Genomic DNA, 16,062 nt, shown 5'->3' on the forward strand with positions numbered 1-16,062 from the left:
CCATTTGTAACCACTGCTTATTATCATTGATGAAATGGAAATTAGTTTGTGGATAATCTTTGTACCAAATTTGATTTAAACCATTAAAGTAGCACCCAAAGCAACGGATTCGCCAATATAAACGTCAGTTCTTCTTGACTTATTTAGGGTATCAGAAGGTTTTAAAAAAGTATTGATACTTGATTGCGCCTGAGAAAAAACAGATATAAACAAAAAAACGAATAGCCAACTAGCCGTGATTGCAGTGGAAATCCTTTTATAAAACCCTAAAGTTTTATAAAAGATTGCAACGGAAAGCAGGAACATGGAAACCAAGAAAGCCCATACCATTCGCTTCAAAAATTTAACGATCAATTCCTAACTTCGTAACCCACTCTGCATATTTTTTTGCGTTCACTTGGTGTGCTTCGTAACTTGATGCAAAAGCGTGATAGCCCGGTTTGTCTGGATTGGCACAGAAATAAATATAATCGTGTTTTTCTGCATTTAAAACCGCATCGATAGCCGAAACATCAGGCATAGCAATTGGTCCAGGAGGTAACCCTTTGTTGGTATAAGTATTATAAGGAGAATTAATTCGCAAATCGTTAAAGAAAACACGTTTGATTTCTTGGTCAAAATTACCCGAACGTTTTTTAATTGCAAAAATTACGGTTGGGTCAGCTTGTAACGGCATATCTTGTTTCAAACGGTTTAAGTAAACCCCAGCTACTGTTGGTCTTTCATCTACTTTAGCCGTTTCTTTATGTACAATTGAAGCTAAGGTATACACTTGAATTGGAGTTAATCCTAACGCTTTTGCTTTTTCAGTACGCTCATTATTCCAGAAAATACGGTATTCTTTTGCTAATTTTTGAGCGATTTTGTCTGCAGGTGTATTCCAATAGAACTCGTATGTATTCGGAATAAAAAGTGCTAAAATCGTTTCTTCTGTTAATCCGTTTTCTTCTAAAAAAGGCGTATTAGTAAACGCTACTTCTAATTTTAAACTATCTGGTTCTAATTGAGTTGCTAAACGTTGTACTAACTTTCCTAATGTTTCTTGATTGTTAAAAGCTACTTTTACTGGGACGTTTAAACGTAAACTTCTTACCATATCAAAACTGGTCATGTCTTTTTTGAAAAGGAATTTTCCGGCTTTAACATTGGTACTGTAATTTCTTGATGTAGCTACGAAATCAAATTTTTCAAAATCTTTTACAAGCGGTTTTACAATTTCGACCACTTGTTCATAAGTTGAATTCGAAGGAATGTAAACATAAACTTCATCTTGTGAAAATTGAGTATTAGGTGTAAAAGCTTTGAAATAGACATAAACACCAACTGCAGTTGCAACTACAATTCCGGCAACAGCGATTATTGAAATTATTTTTTTTACGTTCAAGGGGTTATTTTTTAAATGTGATTGATTAATTGATATAACATTTCATCTTCGTATTGATTGTTGATTTTATTCCAATCTTTTTTTACTCCGATTTTTTGAAAGCCAAATTTAGTAAAAAGCGAAATACTAATTTCATTTTTTGAACCAATATTTGCGTATAATTGATGCAATTGCAATTGATTGAATGCGTAATTGATAACAAGTTGTGTAGCTTCGGAACCGATTCCTGAATTTCGATTTGCTTCATTTGAAATTACAATCCCAACTCCTGCTCTATTATTTTTAGGATCAAAATCAAATAAGTCGATTAAACCCACTGCTTCAAAAGTGTCGTTTAAGCAAATAGCTAATCGCAACTGTTTGGCTTCATAAATATCCTGATGTGCATTTTCTAAATACTGACGAATCAAAAATCGACTGTATGGTGTTTGCGTGTTGCTTACTTCCCAAACTGATTCGTTGTTTTCTATTTTGTAGATAAACTCTAAATCTTCGGGTTCGAGTGCGCGCAGGTAGATGGTAGTTCCTTTTAATGTTATCATTTACAAGTTCAATTACAAATTCAAAAATCTAAATCAATTTTTCCTTCAAAAACAAAAGTTGCTTGTCCAATCAAGAAAACGTTGGTGTATTTTCCGTTATCTACATCAAATTGAACTTTTAATTTTCCGCCTTCTACGTTTAAATCTATGATATTGTTGTTTGTTTTTCCGGTTCGATGCATCGCGATAGCAACCGCTGTTACTCCTGTTCCACAAGACAAAGTTTCATCTTCAACGCCTCGCTCATAGGTACGAACTGCAAAAATGTCATTCGCTAATTGATATACAAAATTGACATTACTTCCTGCTTTTCCATACAAATCGGAATAACGAATTTTAGCACCTTCCGTCTTAATATCTAATTCTACTAAATTATCTACCAATTGCACATGATGAGGCGAACCCGTATTTAAAAAAGTGTAATCTTCATGTTGATTTACTGTATCAACATCTTTCATTTGAAGCGCTACAATTCCGTTCGTATCAATCGTTGCATAATGATAACCATCAACAGCTTCAAACTCGGCTTTATTTTCGATTACGCCCATTTGTTTGGCAAAAGCAACTAAACATCTTCCGCCATTTCCACACATTGAACTTTCGTTACCATCTGAATTATAGTAGACCATTTTAAAATCATATTCCGAATGGTTTTCTAGCAAAATCAAGCCATCAGCACCTATACCAAATCTTCTGTCACACAATTTTTCGATGAGTTCGGTGTTGTCTTTTGGGAAAAATTCTGTTCGATTGTCAACCATGACAAAATCGTTTCCAGTCCCTTGATATTTATAAAAGGTAAGTTGCATCGTCTTATTAATTTATACAAAAGTACGAATTATTAATAAGATGTTAAACATTGTTAATCGAGCGTTAAAGTGATTTTTTGGAATATTTTTTGTTATAATTTTGAGTGAACAAAAATTTAAAAAAGATGAAAAAATTTGGAAGTTTATTTGCGGTTTCGTTATTAAGTGGTGCCGTAACTTTAGGCGCTTACAAATTCTTTTTAGAGCCTAATAATTCAGGAAAACTAACTATAGCTTCTCCTAATTATTCAAAAAATGTTAGTTTAGGAGCTGAAAATATTGATTTTACAACCGCAGCAGAAAACACGGTTCACGCAGTTGTTCACGTTAAAAACGTAAGCATTTCAAAAGTTCCAAGCAATCCATTAATGGAATTCATTTATGGTTATCAAGGTCCAAGAGAGCAAACGCAAATTGGAACAGGTTCTGGAGTTATCGTTACCGAAGATGGCTACATTGTAACGAATAATCACGTAATTCAAGATGCAACTGAAATTGAAGTAACACTCAACAACAACAAATCCTATAAAGCAAAATTAATTGGAACTGATTCCAAAATGGATATCGCACTTTTAAAAGTAGATGCTGACGAAAAGTTACCCTATGTAGTTTTTGGAGATTCAGATGCGATTAAAGTAGGCGAATGGGTTTTGGCTGTTGGAAATCCGTATAACTTAAATTCTACTGTTACAGCTGGAATTGTTTCGGCAAAAGCTAGAAATTTATCAAATAACAATATTCAATCCTTTATTCAAACTGATGCTGCTGTAAATCCAGGAAACAGTGGTGGTGCTTTGGTAAACACACGTGGGGAATTGGTCGGAATTAACACCATGATTTCTTCTCCAACAGGAAGTTATACTGGATATTCATTTGCCGTTCCATCGAATTTGACCAGAAAAATCATCGAAGATTTAATGCAATTTGGAAACGTACAACGCGGCGTTTTAGGTGTTGAAGGAAGAGAATTAAATTCAAGCTACTCAAAAGAATTAGGCATCAAAGAAACACAAGGATTCTATGTTAATTTAGTAACTAAAAACTCTGGGGCTGAAAAAGCTGGATTGAATAAAGGTGATATCATTATACAATTAGACGATAAAAAAATTACTAGTTTTTCAGAATTATCAGGTTACATTAACACAAAAAGACCAAACGATGTCATTCAAGTAACGGTTTTACGCGATGGAAAACAAAGAACGCTTCCGGTGAAGTTAACCAAAAAAGAAATTCTGAATTACGAATTCAACGGAATTGAGTTTGAAGAACTTGATACTACCGATAAAAAACAATTCAATGTAAAAGAAGGCATTAAAATTAAAAAAGTAAACAATCCTGAATTTGCAGAATATAGCGATATTCTAGATGGCGCCGTTATTATCAGTATCGATGGAATGAAAGCAAAAGATATGGAAACCGTTTCAAGTTATTTAGCGAAGAAAGAAAATCAGAAAGCGAGATACCAAATCATTTCTAAAAACGGTCAAATGTATAGCATTATCATGTAAAACTACATAAATAAACAAGCTTTAAAACCAGACAAAAATAATGTCTGGTTTTTTTATTAAAAAAATTTTACGAAAACGATTGAAATCTATACTTTTGCACCACAAAACAACACATTTATTTTCATGAGCAATATCTCTTTATACGAAAAAGAATTAGCTTTTCAGGCAGACAGAAGAAAAGCTGGTGTAGAATTCATTAAAATCATCAGTGATTTATGGTATGATAAATCAATCGAATTGGTTTTATTCCGCAATCAATTAATCGACAAAAACGTTAGCGAAATCATCAACTTACATGAATATGCAGGTGCTTTCGTTGGAAAACCTATCAACGTTTTTGATTCAGTTGAAATCGCAAGCGCTATTGTTGATTTAGATTTACCACCATCAAGAATTGATATTGGAAAATTAACTTACGAATATCATTTAGAAGACGATAAATACAACGATGCTAAAGCATTCGTAATCGACAAATTAAAGAATGCTAAAAACTTCCAAGAAATTAAACCAAAAGATGTGGTTTTATATGGATTTGGTAGAATTGGTCGTTTATTAGCTCGTGAAATGATGTCGAAAATTGGAAAAGGACAACAATTACGTTTAAGAGCAATTGTTACTAGAGATAAAAATGACGCTGTTTTATTAGAAAAAAGAGCTTCATTATTACGTTATGATTCCGTTCATGGTGATTTTAATGGTTCAGTTATTGCAGATCCAGAAAACAATGCTTTATTGATTAACGGAACAACAGTTCACATCATTACAGCTAATTCTCCAGAAGAAATTGATTACACCGCTTACGGAATTGAAGATGCATTAGTAATAGACAATACAGGAGCTTTCACAACTGAAGAAGCATTAAAACGTCATTTATCTTCAAAAGGAGCTGATAAAGTTTTATTGACAGCACCAGGAAAAGGAGTTCCAAATATCGTTTACGGAGTAAATCATGAAGATTACAATCCAGATGAAGTGAACATTTTCTCTGCAGCTTCTTGTACAACTAACGCAATCACTCCAGTTTTAAAAGCAGTTGAAGATACTTTAGGTGTAGTTAAAGGACACTTAGAAACGATTCACGCGTATACAAATGACCAAAATTTAGTAGATAACATGCACAAAAAATACCGTAGAGGTCGTGCTGCTGCTTTAAATATGGTTATTACTGAAACAGGTGCTGGAAGTGCTGTTGCAAAAGCATTACCTGCATTAGCTGGAAAATTAACTTCAAATGCGATTCGTGTACCAGTTCCAAACGGTTCATTAGTAGTATTGAATTTAGAAGTTGGAAAAAACACTTCTATTGAAGAAGTAAACAACATCATGAAAAAATACGCTTTAGAAGGGGATCTTGTAGAGCAAATTAAATACTCTTTAAATAACGAGTTAGTATCTTCAGATATCGTAGGAACTTCAGCTCCTGCTATTTTTGATAGTAACGCTACTATTGTTTCTGGAGACGGAAAAAACATTGTAATGTACGTTTGGTACGATAATGAATACGGTTATAGCCACCAAGTTATTCGTTTAGCGAAATATATTGCTAAAGTTAGAAGATATAGCTACTATTAGTAGATAGTTTTAAAACAAAAAGCTCCTATTTTTCAATAGGAGCTTTTTTATATTTGATAATCTAATTACTCTTTCGCCGCTAAATAACGTTCTGCATCTAAAGCTGCCATACAACCTGTTCCCGCAGCTGTAATTGCCTGACGATATACATGATCTGCCGCATCACCAGCTACAAAAACACCTGGTACATTTGTTTTAGAACTTCCTGGTACATTTACGATGTAACCAGTTTCGTCTAGCGTAATGTAATCCGCAAAAATATCTGTGTTTGGTTTGTGACCTATTGCTACGAAAAATCCTGTTGCTGGAATTTCTTTCGTTTCTCCTGTAGCTCTGTTTTTAACTTTTACTCCAGTAACTACTTGTCCATCACCTAAAACTTCTTCTGTTTCCGTGTGCATCAAAATTTCGATGTTTTCTGTTTTTTGTACACGTTCTGCCATAATTTTAGAAGCTCTAAATTTATCGCTACGTACTAACATCGTTACTTTTTTACATAATTTAGAAAGGTAATGTGCTTCTTCACAAGCGCTATCTCCTGCTCCAACGATTACAACTTCTTGATTTCTATAGAAAAATCCATCACAAACAGCACAAGCTGAAACACCACCCCCTAATTTTAAATAATGTTGTTCTGATTCTAATCCTAAATATTTAGCCGAAGCTCCAGTAGAAATAATTACCGTTTCTGCGTGAATTTCAATCGTATCATTAATCCAAACTTTATGAATATTTCCTGAGAAATCTACTTTTGTAGCCCATCCATCACGAATATCAGAACCAAAACGTTTTGCTTGCTCTTGCAACTGAACCATCATTTCAGGCCCGGTTACACCTTCTGGATATCCTGGAAAATTTTCTACTTCATTCGTTGTCGTTAACTGACCCCCTGGTTGTTGCCCTTGATATAAAACTGGATTCATATTAGCTCTAGCCGCATAAATTGCTGCAGTATAACCTGCTGGACCAGAACCTATAATTAAACATTTTACTTTTTCGATTGTATCTGACATAACTTTTAATCTTTTAAGAATAGCAAATGTAAGTTTTTAATTAAAATTATTTCTTAAAATTGAATTAGTTTTAACTATAAATCTATAGTTTTTTAAAATAAAAAAACCTTCCTGAAGTTTCAAGAAGGTTTTGTCGGGGTGGCAGGATTCGAACCTGCGGCCTCCTGCTCCCAAAGCAGGCGCGATAACCGGGCTACGCTACACCCCGAATTTGTGAGTGCAAATATAGAACTAATTTCTCTTGTTCCAAATAAATCCATTCTTTTTTTAAAATAAATTTTCAGTCTTTTTCAAACTATATTTTTTTAGCACTTATTCGTTAAACTTTCTAACCAAAAACAAAAAACACTTAGAATATTATTTCTATTTTTGCTAAAATTAAACAAGACAACCTTTTATATGCTAATTATTGGAATTGCCGGAGGTACCGGAAGTGGAAAAACAACAGTTGTTCATCAGATTATGAATGAGTTACCCGCTACTGAAGTTGGTATCATTTCTCAGGACTCCTATTACAAGGAAACGCATCATTTAAGTTATGAGGAGCGTACTAAAATCAATTTCGATCATCCAAGAGCGATTGACTTTGAATTGTTAGTAGCCCATCTTAAAGATTTAAAAGCTGGAAAAACCATTGAACAACCGGTTTATTCATTCGTAACTCACGACAGAACTGACGATAAAGTCATCACACATCCAAGAAAAGTAATGATTGTTGAAGGCATCTTAATTCTAACCAATCCCGAATTAAGAGACATGTTTGACATTAAAGTTTACGTTCATGCCGATTCTGACGAGCGTTTGATTCGTCGTTTAAAACGCGACATTGCAGAACGTGGTCGTGATATGGAAGAGGTTTTGAATCGTTATCAAACCACTTTAAAACCAATGCACGAACAATTCATCGAGCCTACTAAAGCATTTGCTGATATTATTATTCCAAATGACAAATACAATACGGTTGCTATCGACGTAGTGCGCGCCGTAATTAATCAAAGAATCGCATAATGAACAAAATCAAGAATTTAATTGCCAGATATCCGTTTTTAGCGTTCGTAATGAATCGCTACGTTTTGGTGTTAATTCTTTTTTCTGTTTGGATGCTTTTTTTCGACAATTACTCTTATTTAGAACACCGCGTTTTGGATAAGGAAATTGAAGAAATTGAAGATAATATTCAGTACTATAAAACTGAAATTAAAAAAGACAGCATAAAAATCAAAGAATTGAAAAATGATGATCGTGTAGAAAAATACGCTCGCGAGAAATATTACATGAAACGCGATAACGAAGACATCTACATCATCGAATTTGAAGACGAAAAGAAAGCGGCTGCCGAAAAAACAACTAGTAACAATTAAATAGATAATTCGTGGCTAACAACAATTTATTTTCCGATTTTGAAGCCGTTTCTTCTAAACAATGGAAGCAACAAATTCAATACGAACTAAAAGGTGCTGATTATAACGAAACCTTAGTTTGGGAAAGTCCAGAAGGGATTAAAGTAAAACCGTTTTATCACAATGATGAAACTGCGGTAAATCTTGATGCAATCACTCCTTCAAAACCTTTTGCAATCGTTCAAAATATTTTTGTTCATGATGTTCAAAAATCAAATGCTCGTGCACTAGAAACATTACAAAGAGGAGCTGAAAGTGTTCGTTTTACTTTAGAAAATGATGCCGTTTCAATTGACGAATTGATGCAAAATCTTCCGTTAGAAAACGTGAATTATTATTTCAATTTACCTTTTCTTTCTGTAGAATTTTCGAATAAAATCAATGATTTCACTACAAAAAGTAAAGCTAACATCTTTATTCAAAATGATCCAATCGGACAATTAGTAAAAGATGGCAATTGGTTTGAAAATCTTGAAAAAGATTTTGAGAAATTAAATACAATTACTTCAAAAACAGCTGTTCCATTCTTAACAATTTCAAGCGGAATTTATCAAAATGCGGGTGCGAATATCCTACAACAATTGGCTTACACTTTAGCACATGCAAACGAATATTTCAACAGAATTTCAGCTATCAACCAACCGATTACAATTGAAGTTGCTGTTGGAACGAATTACTTTTTTGAAATCGCAAAACTTAGAGCCTTACGAATATTATTCAACACATTAGCATCAGAATACAATCAGAATTTCGATTGTCATATCATCGCAACTCCAACAAAACGTAACAAAACCTTATACGATTACAATGTGAACATGTTGCGTACGACTACGGAATGTATGAGTGCAATTCTTGGTGGAGCTGATGCTATTGCCAATTTAGCTTATGATGCTATCTATCACAAAGACAATGAGTTTGGCGATAGAATTTCAAGAAACCAATTATTAGTTTTAAAACACGAAAGTTATTTTGATAAAGTGAATAATCCTGCAGATGGTGCTTATTACATTGAAACTTTAACAGAACAATTAGCCGAAAAAGCTTTAGAATTATTCAAAGACATCGAGAAAAATGGCGGACTGATTTCGCAATTAATCGATGGAACAATTCAAAGAAAAATCAACGAAAGCGCTCAAAAAGAACAAGAACTTTTCGATTCAGGAAAAGAAGTTTTATTAGGAACCAACAAGTATCCAAACAAAAACGACCAAATGAAAAACGATTTGGAATTGTATCCTTTCGTAAAACAAAACGCCAGAAAAACATTAATCACACCGATTATCGAAAAACGATTGGCAGAAAAATTAGAACAAGAACGATTAGCTTCGGAATAATTTCGTAACTTTCAGAAAAAGAAGACCATGGAAGCAATTAGAAGATTTGTAAAAGTAAAAAATCATCAAGTAAACATCACTTTGCCTGAAGATTTCAATGCTGAAGAAGTAGAAGTGATTATTCTTCCAACTTCCAAGGAATATCAAATTCCGCAATGGCAAATTGATGAAGTTAGAGAACGAACCGAAAATTACTTAAAGAATCCAGAAAGCGCAACAGACTACGAGGATTTTTTAAAAGAACTTGGAGATGAACTTTAAGATTTTAATTCTAGAAGAAGCTAAATCCGATGTTCGAGAAAGTATCGCTTGGTATAAAAACATCAATCCAATGCTTTCAAAAAGATTTGCTAATTCTTTTAATAATAGTGTTAAACAAATAAAAGAAAATCCATTTCGATACCAAATTAGATATGATGAAATCCGAGTAGTTTTATTAAAAACTTTCCCTTATCTAATTCATTTTAGTATTGATAATGAAACAATAGTGATTAAAGCTGTTCTTCATACATCGAGAAACAGCAGAATCAACAAAATATTTTAATTGCAAAAGCAATGAGAAAAGATATACAACATTTAACTTTGGAGAAATCCAAAAACTTGAAACCTCAAACGTTAAACTTGGAACAAAAGTTTACAACTGCAGAAGGAATTGAAGTTAAACCAACCTATTCTAAAGAAGATATTTCCGATTTAGAACACCTTGGTTTTGGAGCAGGTTTTGCACCCAATTTACGCGGACCTTACGCTACCATGTACGTACGCCGACCATGGACTATTCGTCAATATGCGGGATTTTCAACTGCGGAAGAAAGTAATGCTTTTTACAGAAGAAATCTTGCCGCTGGACAAAAAGGTTTATCCGTTGCCTTCGATTTAGCTACACACAGAGGTTACGACTCAGACCACGAAAGAGTAGTGGGTGACGTCGGAAAAGCGGGAGTTGCGATTGACTCGGTGGAAGATATGAAAGTACTTTTCGACCAAATTCCGTTAGGGGAAATGTCGGTTTCTATGACGATGAATGGTGCAGTTTTACCAATTATGGCATTCTACATCGTAGCTGCAGAAGAACAAGGCGTTGCTCCTAACCTATTGTCGGGAACAATTCAGAATGATATTTTGAAGGAATTCATGGTGCGAAATACCTATATTTATCCACCAACACCTTCGATGAAAATTATTGCAGATATTTTTGAATATACAAGTAAAAACATGCCGAAATTCAACTCGATTTCGATTTCGGGTTACCACATGCAAGAAGCGGGTGCTACTGCTGATATTGAATTGGCGTACACTTTAGCAGATGGTTTGGAATACATTCGTACTGGTTTAGCTGCTGGAATGGATATTGACACCTTCGCTCCTCGCCTTTCTTTTTTCTGGGCGATTGGAATGAACCATTTTATGGAAATTGCTAAAATGCGTGCTGGTCGTATGCTTTGGGCAAAACTATTAAAACAATTCAATCCAAAAGACGAAAAATCATTAGCTTTAAGAACGCATTGCCAAACTTCGGGTTGGAGTTTAACGGAGCAAGATCCTTTTAATAACGTGGCTCGAACTGCTATTGAAGCAGCAGCCGCAGCTTTTGGAGGAACTCAATCGTTACACACGAATGCTTTGGACGAAGCAATTGCTTTACCAACCGATTTCTCCGCACGAATTGCTCGTAATACGCAAATCTTTTTGCAAGAAGAAACTAAAATCTGTAAAACGGTTGACCCTTGGGCAGGAAGTTATTATGTAGAAAGTTTAACAGCAGAAATTGCTGAAAAAGCTTGGGCTTTAATTCAAGAGGTTGAAGAATTAGGCGGAATGACCAAAGCGATTGAAGCGGGGATTCCAAAATTAAGAATTGAAGAAGCTGCAGCACGAAAACAAGCCCGTATCGACAGTGGACAAGATATTATTGTTGGGGTGAACAAATACCGTTTGGAAAAAGAAGATCCGTTACATATTTTGGATGTGGACAACCAAATGGTGCGCAAACAACAAATTGAACGTTTAGAACAAATTAAAGCAACTCGTGATAACGATAAAGTTGCCAAATGTTTAGCGAAATTAACTGAATGCGCCAAAACAGGTAACGGGAACTTATTAGATTTAGCCGTAGATGCTGCACGTAACAGAGCCACTTTAGGCGAAATTAGCGATGCATTAGAAACTGTTTTCGGGAGATATAAAGCACAAATTAGAAGTTTTAGCGGCGTGTATAGTAAAGAAATTAAAAACGACGAAAGTTTTGAAAAAGCAAAACAATTAGCCGATGCTTTCGCGAAGAAAGAAGGGCGTCGTCCTCGTATTATGATTGCGAAAATGGGACAAGACGGTCACGATCGTGGTGCTAAAGTAGTTGCAACTGGTTATGCCGACGTAGGTTTTGACGTGGACATTGGACCATTATTCCAAACGCCACAAGAAGCTGCGAAACAAGCGGTAGAAAACGACGTACACATTTTAGGCGTTTCTTCTTTAGCAGCGGGACACAAAACTTTAGTACCACAAGTAATTGAAGAACTAAAAAAATATGGAAGAGAAGATATCATGGTAATTGTTGGTGGCGTTATACCAGCACAAGACTACCAATTCTTATTCGACGCCGGAGCTGTAGCCGTTTTTGGTCCTGGAACTAAAATTAGCGATGCCGCGATTACGATTTTGGAGGTTTTATTGGAGGATTAATTTATCGTTGTCATTTCGACAAACGAGAAATCACATAATTTTAAAACACCAGCAGAAATGTTGGTGTTTTTTTATGCGTAAAAATTTGTTAACAACTATAGAAACCATGCTTACAATTGTAAGCGGGTCAATTGTAAGCATAACAATAAATTTATAACCATGAATATTAAAGAAAAATTTGGTCAAAAAGTTAAAACCCTTAGAGAAGAAAAAAACTTTTCAATTGAGCATTTAGCCAATATTTCCAATGTTGACAGAAACTATATTTCTGATATTGAGAAAGGCAAAAGAAATGTTTCCATAGAAATTATGGAAATTGATATTATTGAAAAATAAATTAATAGTTTTACAATAATTAATTCTTGTACTAAATGAAACATGAAAATTATGAAATTCTAAATTTATTAGGATATGGCTTAGCTAAGTTTGATAACGAATTTATTAAACAATTTGGTTTTAAAACAAAATCTGCATTTTTTGATTATTTCGTTGAATTAAAAATCGTAGAAACGGGTAGCGTTGTAAAAAATCGAATGGATTTATTCGATCCTTTTTTTCCAAATAACGGAAGAAAAGGTTGGTGGCAAAAAGGCGATGCATATATTCATAGAAAATATTTGATTGATAGTTTGTTTGGCAATGAAAATGTGTTAGGCTATTCAAATATTGTAAAATTATATTTAAAAGAAAATTACGAAATAAAAGAGCTTTTTGTCGAAGTAAAACCAATTGTGAAATCAAGATTTAAAAAACTTCAAGAAACAGGATTAGAAGCTGAACTATATTTTATGAATAACTTTAATGAAATATCAGCTTTTAATAAAGGGATTTTGGAAGATGCTAGATTATATGGAGATGGTTATGATTTTCAAATCAATGTAAATGAAAATTCATTTTTAGCAGAAGTTAAAGGAATTAGAGCAAAAAAAGGTAGATTTCGACTTACAGAAAACGAATATCAAAAAGCAAATGAATATAAAAATGATTATGTTGTAACTTTAGTTTTGAATTTAGATGATTTGCCTACTTTTTTAACAATTGAAAATCCCCTTAAAAATTTAAAATTTGAAGAACGAATAATAAAATCAAAAGAAATAAAAGAATATCATTTAATAACAGACATCTCATAAAATATGAAAGATTACACTATTTTAGAAATCAAAACTGTTTTAAATCCTCCTATAATATTAAATTTTACTGACTATGTTAATTGTCCAATATGTGATAATGAAATTGATGTAAAAGATATAGAAGTAGACAATAACAGTTCCGTTGATTGTGAAATTTGTAATCATACTATAAAATTTAGAATCGTAAAAATTTAAATTTTATCTAATAAAGTAGCATAACCTGTAACTCTTGAATGGCTACAAAAAAAGATACAGATTCAGTTAGATTATGGCGCAAAAAAGATGATTATTCAACAATAAATATTGATTTTGCTCCAATTGGTTCCTTTGAAGCTTTTATGAATGATGAACCTATTTCAATTGATGAGGATTAAAATTTAAACCCCATCCACCGCCTTCACACCATCCAAAAAATCAATTCCTTTCACTTCTTCAAAAAAGTCGATTTCGGTTTCGTGAGGTAAAAAATCGGAGATGATGCGCACGATAAAATCTTGTGGTTTTTTCAAAAATTTAAACGTGTAATCTTCCATGTTTACCACCGTTTTTTCGGCTAAATCGGTTGTTCTTACAAACTTATCGGAAGTTAAAGATGATAAACAAGGTAAGTTGAGTTTTGGCTTTTCGGTGATGATGGGTTTTCCGTTTTCAAACAAACCGCCTTCGTAACCGTATAGCGAAGCATTAGTAATTTCGATAGGTTTTCCTAAATGCAAATAATCAGGCAAATGGGCTTCTTTTCCTACTACAGCTGCAAAACCCATTAACACACAAATATCGTGTGGTGGCATTTGCATCATCGCCTTAGCCGTACTTTCACGACCAATTCCAGAAACAATTACTTCGTACGTATGATTCAAATTAGGAATTCGAGCCAAAGCGTTTAGGACTTTTTCTCGTTCAATTTCCATCGGTGTTAATATGATTATCTTCAAAATCTCAGAATTAAATCACAAAATAAAGTAATTTGAAGAAATTTGAGCGTGTGTATTTTTTATATTTTTGAAGAAATAAAAAATTAACTTGAATTTACTTTTTAAAATTTAAACCACATAGAAACATAGGTGGTATTAGACTATAAAAGTCGTTTCACTTTGCAAAAGAAAACATAGCTATGTGTAACAATGAATTGACTATAACTATCTTTTTATCTATGTTTCTATGTGGTTAATTCATTATACACAAGAAAATTATTAACAATATAGCTAAATTTAAATCGCATTTTCGTTTCCACTAAATTATCTCATGTCAAAACTACCTAATATCACCACCAGTATTTTCTCTGTAATGTCGCAATTAGCGAATGAGCACGGAGCTATTAATTTATCGCAAGGATTTCCAAATTTCCCTGAAGACGAACGTTTGTTACAAATTTCGGAGCGCATTATTCGAGAAAATATTCACCAATATACACCAATGGCGGGTTTACCTTCGTTATTGGAAAAAATTGCGAATCAAACGTTAAAACAATACGGTAGAAAAATCAATACCACAACCGAAATGTTGATTACCGCTGGCGCTACACAAGGCGTTTTTACAGCGATTAACACGTTTGTGAATCATGGTGATGAAGTGTTGATTTTAGATCCAAGTTATGACAGTTACGAACCCTCGGTTTTGGTAGCGGGTGGAAAACCTGTTCGTGTTTCCTTAAACGATGATTATACGCCGAATTTCAACCGAATTGAAAGCGCTATTTCGGCTAAAACAAAAATGATTGTCATCAATAATCCACACAATCCTACAGGAAGAATTTGGACAGAAAGTGACTTTGAAGCTTTAGAAACCATTTTAGAAAAACATCCTCAAATTCTTATTTTGGGAGACGAAGTGTACGAATACATTACATTTTCACAACCTCATATTTCGTTTAATACACGTCCGAGATTAGTAGAACGAACCATTATTGCTTCGTCTTTTGGAAAATCGTTGCATGTTACGGGCTGGAAAGTGGGCTATTTAATTGCTCCTGAACATCTAATGTTCGAAATAAAGAAAGTGCATCAGTTTTTGGTGTTTAGCGTGAATAGTTTTTCGCAACACGCTATTTCAGAATACTTGAATGTGGTTGATTTTAGCGAAGTTTCGAAAATGTACCAACGCAAACGCGATTTGTTTCAAAACCTAATCAAAGACAGTCGTTTTGAGTTAATGCCATGCGATGGAACGTATTTTCAAGTGGTGAATTACAGCCAAATTTCATCCAAAAACGATGTAGATTTTGCTAAAGAATTGATTGTAAATCATGGTGTGGCTTCCATTCCGATTTCAGTTTTTTATAATGATGCTACGGACAGACACATGCTTCGTTTTTGTTTTGCCAAAACGGATGAAACTTTGATGGTGGCGGCTGAAAAACTGAATAAGATTTAGGATTTTAGTTTTAATGTTACTTTTTAGCTTACATTTACTAAAAACTATCTATTATGGCAAAAAGTCAAGACGCGAAGAAAACAGCAAAGAAAGAACCTTTGAAAACCGCAAAAGAGAAAAAAGAAGAAAAACGAACTAAAAAAAATACGCCAAAGCGTGATTAATAAACATCCAAACACGAATTATCTTCGTGTTTTTGTTTTTTATTCACAAACGATTGATTGTAGGGACTATCTTTAATTGCAAATTTATGTTGTTATTTTTTTTAACTTTGTTACACCGAGAGGAAGCTTCTTGCGATTATTCACTGGA

General features: G+C 33.7%; 18 protein-coding genes and 1 tRNA gene. 13 read left to right on the forward strand and 6 right to left on the reverse strand.

What is annotated here, in order from left to right; translation table 11 throughout:
• Positions 1 to 343 precede the first annotated feature (343 nt).
• The 3 genes from mltG to dapF are packed head-to-tail and all read right to left on the reverse strand — an operon-like array spanning position 344 to position 2,735.
• Positions 344 to 1,384, reverse strand: coding sequence for an endolytic transglycosylase MltG (mltG, locus tag B4I81_RS02075; protein WP_291106879.1), 1,041 nt, complete (start codon positions 1,382 to 1,384; stop codon positions 344 to 346).
• 11 nt (positions 1,385 to 1,395) lie between these two features.
• A complete protein-coding gene (locus tag B4I81_RS02080; protein ID WP_291106881.1) occupies positions 1,396 to 1,926 on the reverse strand; it encodes a GNAT family N-acetyltransferase in 531 nt (176 codons plus the stop codon).
• A 20-nt stretch (positions 1,927 to 1,946) separates the two neighbouring features.
• Entirely contained in the window at positions 1,947 to 2,735 is a 789-nt protein-coding gene (dapF, locus tag B4I81_RS02085; RefSeq protein ID WP_291106883.1) for a diaminopimelate epimerase, read from the reverse strand.
• Between the two features lie 125 nt (positions 2,736 to 2,860).
• Here dapF and B4I81_RS02090 point away from each other — a divergent pair, with 125 nt between their 5' ends.
• Positions 2,861 to 4,243, forward strand: coding sequence for a S1C family serine protease (locus tag B4I81_RS02090; protein ID WP_291106885.1), 1,383 nt, complete (start codon positions 2,861 to 2,863; stop codon positions 4,241 to 4,243).
• Between the two features lie 123 nt (positions 4,244 to 4,366).
• Positions 4,367 to 5,815, forward strand: a complete 1,449-nt coding sequence (locus tag B4I81_RS02095; RefSeq protein ID WP_291106887.1) for a glyceraldehyde-3-phosphate dehydrogenase — start codon at positions 4,367 to 4,369, stop codon at positions 5,813 to 5,815.
• Positions 5,816 to 5,880: 65 nt separating this feature from the next.
• Here B4I81_RS02095 and trxB read toward each other — a convergent pair whose 3' ends face one another.
• On the reverse strand, positions 5,881 to 6,828 hold the full coding sequence (trxB, locus tag B4I81_RS02100; RefSeq protein WP_291106889.1) for a thioredoxin-disulfide reductase: 948 nt from the start codon (positions 6,826 to 6,828) through the stop codon (positions 5,881 to 5,883).
• A gap of 133 nt (positions 6,829 to 6,961) precedes the next feature.
• Positions 6,962 to 7,036, reverse strand: a tRNA-Pro gene (locus B4I81_RS02105).
• Between the two features lie 191 nt (positions 7,037 to 7,227).
• On the opposite strand from B4I81_RS02105, the gene udk reads away from it, so the two are divergent.
• The 10 genes from udk to B4I81_RS02155 all read left to right on the forward strand — a co-directional run bounded on the left by udk (position 7,228) and on the right by B4I81_RS02155 (position 13,751).
• Positions 7,228 to 7,836, forward strand: coding sequence for a uridine kinase (gene udk, locus B4I81_RS02110; RefSeq protein WP_250579797.1), 609 nt, complete (start codon positions 7,228 to 7,230; stop codon positions 7,834 to 7,836).
• Positions 7,836 to 8,189 (forward strand): FtsB family cell division protein, encoded by a 354-nt coding sequence (locus B4I81_RS02115; protein WP_291106892.1) that lies wholly within the window; start codon positions 7,836 to 7,838, stop codon positions 8,187 to 8,189. The genes udk and B4I81_RS02115 overlap by 1 nt, the downstream gene beginning before the upstream one ends.
• Positions 8,190 to 8,200: 11 nt before the next feature.
• Positions 8,201 to 9,562: a methylmalonyl-CoA mutase subunit beta gene (locus B4I81_RS02120; protein WP_291106894.1), complete on the forward strand. Its 1,362-nt coding sequence runs from the start codon at positions 8,201 to 8,203 to the stop codon at positions 9,560 to 9,562.
• 27 nt (positions 9,563 to 9,589) lie between these two features.
• A complete protein-coding gene (locus tag B4I81_RS02125; protein ID WP_291106896.1) occupies positions 9,590 to 9,823 on the forward strand; it encodes a hypothetical protein in 234 nt (77 codons plus the stop codon).
• On the forward strand, positions 9,813 to 10,106 hold the full coding sequence (locus B4I81_RS02130) for a type II toxin-antitoxin system RelE/ParE family toxin (protein WP_250579791.1): 294 nt from the start codon (positions 9,813 to 9,815) through the stop codon (positions 10,104 to 10,106). Before B4I81_RS02125 ends, B4I81_RS02130 begins: the two co-directional genes overlap by 11 nt.
• A gap of 11 nt (positions 10,107 to 10,117) precedes the next feature.
• Complete coding sequence (scpA, locus tag B4I81_RS02135) at positions 10,118 to 12,247, forward strand: methylmalonyl-CoA mutase (RefSeq protein WP_291106899.1); 2,130 nt, start codon at positions 10,118 to 10,120, stop codon at positions 12,245 to 12,247.
• A 159-nt stretch (positions 12,248 to 12,406) separates the two neighbouring features.
• On the forward strand, positions 12,407 to 12,583 hold the full coding sequence (locus B4I81_RS02140) for a helix-turn-helix domain-containing protein (RefSeq protein WP_291106901.1): 177 nt from the start codon (positions 12,407 to 12,409) through the stop codon (positions 12,581 to 12,583).
• Positions 12,584 to 12,618: 35 nt separating this feature from the next.
• Positions 12,619 to 13,377, forward strand: coding sequence for a DUF3883 domain-containing protein (locus tag B4I81_RS02145; protein ID WP_291106903.1), 759 nt, complete (start codon positions 12,619 to 12,621; stop codon positions 13,375 to 13,377).
• A 3-nt stretch (positions 13,378 to 13,380) separates the two neighbouring features.
• Positions 13,381 to 13,572 carry a hypothetical protein gene (locus tag B4I81_RS02150; RefSeq protein WP_291106905.1) on the forward strand — a complete coding sequence of 64 codons (192 nt, stop codon included), beginning with the start codon at positions 13,381 to 13,383 and terminating at the stop codon, positions 13,570 to 13,572.
• A 38-nt stretch (positions 13,573 to 13,610) separates the two neighbouring features.
• Positions 13,611 to 13,751 (forward strand): hypothetical protein, encoded by a 141-nt coding sequence (locus B4I81_RS02155; protein WP_291106907.1) that lies wholly within the window; start codon positions 13,611 to 13,613, stop codon positions 13,749 to 13,751.
• A 3-nt stretch (positions 13,752 to 13,754) separates the two neighbouring features.
• Here the strand turns inward: B4I81_RS02155 and B4I81_RS02160 are convergent, their stop codons facing one another.
• Positions 13,755 to 14,312: a hypothetical protein gene (locus B4I81_RS02160; protein ID WP_291106908.1), complete on the reverse strand. Its 558-nt coding sequence runs from the start codon at positions 14,310 to 14,312 to the stop codon at positions 13,755 to 13,757.
• A 310-nt stretch (positions 14,313 to 14,622) separates the two neighbouring features.
• Here B4I81_RS02160 and B4I81_RS02165 point away from each other — a divergent pair, with 310 nt between their 5' ends.
• The gene (locus B4I81_RS02165; RefSeq protein ID WP_291106910.1) at positions 14,623 to 15,750 is read left to right on the forward strand and encodes a methionine aminotransferase; all 1,128 of its coding nucleotides are present in this window, start codon (positions 14,623 to 14,625) and stop codon (positions 15,748 to 15,750) included.
• Positions 15,751 to 16,062 lie beyond the last annotated feature (312 nt).

The organism is Flavobacterium sp. UBA6195 (assembly GCF_002422095.1).
Classification (GTDB): Bacteria; Bacteroidota; Bacteroidia; order Flavobacteriales; family Flavobacteriaceae; genus Flavobacterium.

Excerpts from the sequence above, each read along its gene's own strand:
- B4I81_RS02080 (WP_291106881.1), bottom strand. The coding sequence starts at position 1,926 with ATGATAACATTAAAAGGAACTACCATCTACCTGCGCGCACTCGAACCC.
- dapF (WP_291106883.1), bottom strand. The coding sequence starts at position 2,735 with ATGCAACTTACCTTTTATAAATATCAAGGGACTGGAAACGATTTTGTC.
- B4I81_RS02090 (WP_291106885.1), top strand. The coding sequence starts at position 2,861 with ATGAAAAAATTTGGAAGTTTATTTGCGGTTTCGTTATTAAGTGGTGCC.
- B4I81_RS02095 (WP_291106887.1), top strand. The coding sequence starts at position 4,367 with ATGAGCAATATCTCTTTATACGAAAAAGAATTAGCTTTTCAGGCAGAC.
- trxB (WP_291106889.1), bottom strand. The coding sequence starts at position 6,828 with ATGTCAGATACAATCGAAAAAGTAAAATGTTTAATTATAGGTTCTGGT.
- udk (WP_250579797.1), top strand. The coding sequence starts at position 7,228 with ATGCTAATTATTGGAATTGCCGGAGGTACCGGAAGTGGAAAAACAACA.
- B4I81_RS02115 (WP_291106892.1), top strand. The coding sequence starts at position 7,836 with ATGAACAAAATCAAGAATTTAATTGCCAGATATCCGTTTTTAGCGTTC.
- B4I81_RS02125 (WP_291106896.1), top strand. The coding sequence starts at position 9,590 with ATGGAAGCAATTAGAAGATTTGTAAAAGTAAAAAATCATCAAGTAAAC.
- B4I81_RS02130 (WP_250579791.1), top strand. The coding sequence starts at position 9,813 with ATGAACTTTAAGATTTTAATTCTAGAAGAAGCTAAATCCGATGTTCGA.
- scpA (WP_291106899.1), top strand. The coding sequence starts at position 10,118 with ATGAGAAAAGATATACAACATTTAACTTTGGAGAAATCCAAAAACTTG.
- B4I81_RS02140 (WP_291106901.1), top strand. The coding sequence starts at position 12,407 with ATGAATATTAAAGAAAAATTTGGTCAAAAAGTTAAAACCCTTAGAGAA.
- B4I81_RS02145 (WP_291106903.1), top strand. The coding sequence starts at position 12,619 with ATGAAACATGAAAATTATGAAATTCTAAATTTATTAGGATATGGCTTA.
- B4I81_RS02150 (WP_291106905.1), top strand. The coding sequence starts at position 13,381 with ATGAAAGATTACACTATTTTAGAAATCAAAACTGTTTTAAATCCTCCT.
- B4I81_RS02155 (WP_291106907.1), top strand. The coding sequence starts at position 13,611 with ATGGCTACAAAAAAAGATACAGATTCAGTTAGATTATGGCGCAAAAAA.
- B4I81_RS02165 (WP_291106910.1), top strand. The coding sequence starts at position 14,623 with ATGTCAAAACTACCTAATATCACCACCAGTATTTTCTCTGTAATGTCG.